Raw genomic sequence first — 1,382 nt, 5'->3', positions numbered from 1 at the left:
ATGGCTGTCTGCTTTGGTGGTGTAGAGGCGGTCTTTCAGAATATCGAGGTAGAACGCGCCCAAGTCTTCCGAGCAGAAAGAAACAATGTCTTTTACGGCAAAATGGAAGGCATAGCGCGGATAGTAATCGCCTGCCAGACGCTCTTGCAGCTGACGTGCCAATACCACGGCGTAGCGGTCGATTTCGACCATGTCTGCCTGCGGTACGGCATCTTCAATAGGATTGAAGTCGCTGAGGTTGGCAAACAGGAAGCTCAAGGTATTGCGGATACGACGATAGCTTTCAGTTACGCGCTTAAGGATTTCTTTGGAAATCGCCAATTCGCCGCTATAATCGGTAGATGCCGCCCACAGGCGCAGGATGTCTGCGCCGAATTCGTTGTAAACTTCTTGCGGTGCAACAACGTTACCGATGGATTTCGACATTTTGCGGCCGTTTTGGTCAACCACGAAACCATGGGTCAGCAGCTGTTTGTATGGCGCGCGACCCATTGATGATGCACAACCGGTCAACATAGACGATTGGAACCAGCCGCGGTGTTGGTCGCTGCCTTCGAGGTAGAGGTCGGCGGGCCATTCCAATTCTTCGCGTTGTTTCAAGACGGAATAATGGGTCGAGCCGGAGTCGAACCATACGTCCATAGTGTCGGAAAGTTTGTCGTAATTTTCACAATCTTCCGCGCTCAAGAGTTCGCTCTTATCAAGAGAGAACCATGCTTCGATGCCTTTTCCTTCGATTTTTTGGGCAACTTTTTCCAACAACTCGGCAGAGTTTGGATGCAATTCACCAGTCTCTTTGTGAACAAAGAAAGTCATCGGTGTGCCCCAATAGCGTTGGCGAGAAACCACCCAGTCAGGACGACCTTCAATCATGGCTTCTAAACGCGCACGACCCCATGATGGGAAGAATTCGGTGTCATCAACGGCTTTGATGGCTTTGTCGCGCAGGGTTTTACCGTCGGCACCTGCTTTGTCCATACCGACAAACCATTGGCCGGTCGCACGGTAAATCAGCGGGGTTTTGTGGCGCCAGCAGTGTGCATAGCTGTGTTCGATTTTGCTGCTTGCCAAGAGGTTGCCGGTTTCTTCCAACCATTGCAGGATAACGGGATTGGCTTCCCAAACTCGCATACCAGCAACACGAGGTGTTTCACTGATGTATTTGCCTTCGGCATTTACAGGGTTGTAAAGCTCAATGCCGTATTTATTGCAGACAGCGTAGTCTTCCAGACCATGAGCAGGCGCAGTATGCACCAAGCCGGTACCGGCATCGGTGGTAACGTGGTCGCCATTGAGCATGGGAATATCGCGTTCGAGGAACGGATGATTCATGTGCAGGTTTTCCAGCTTGTCACCTGTGGTTTCTGCCAATACATTTAGGT

At 51.0% G+C, this 1,382-nt stretch carries 1 protein-coding gene; it reads right to left on the bottom strand.

The genetic code is table 11. The annotated features are described in order from the left end of the window. Nucleotides 1-1,382: isoleucine--tRNA ligase (locus tag ACTHUR_RS11160; protein WP_440398615.1), on the bottom strand; the 1,382-nt coding region annotated here is incomplete at both ends.

Source organism: Neisseria sp. P0021.S007, assembly GCF_051956855.1.
Note: the sequence above shows the minus strand (reverse complement) of the source record. Positions and strands in the feature narration are given on the sequence as shown.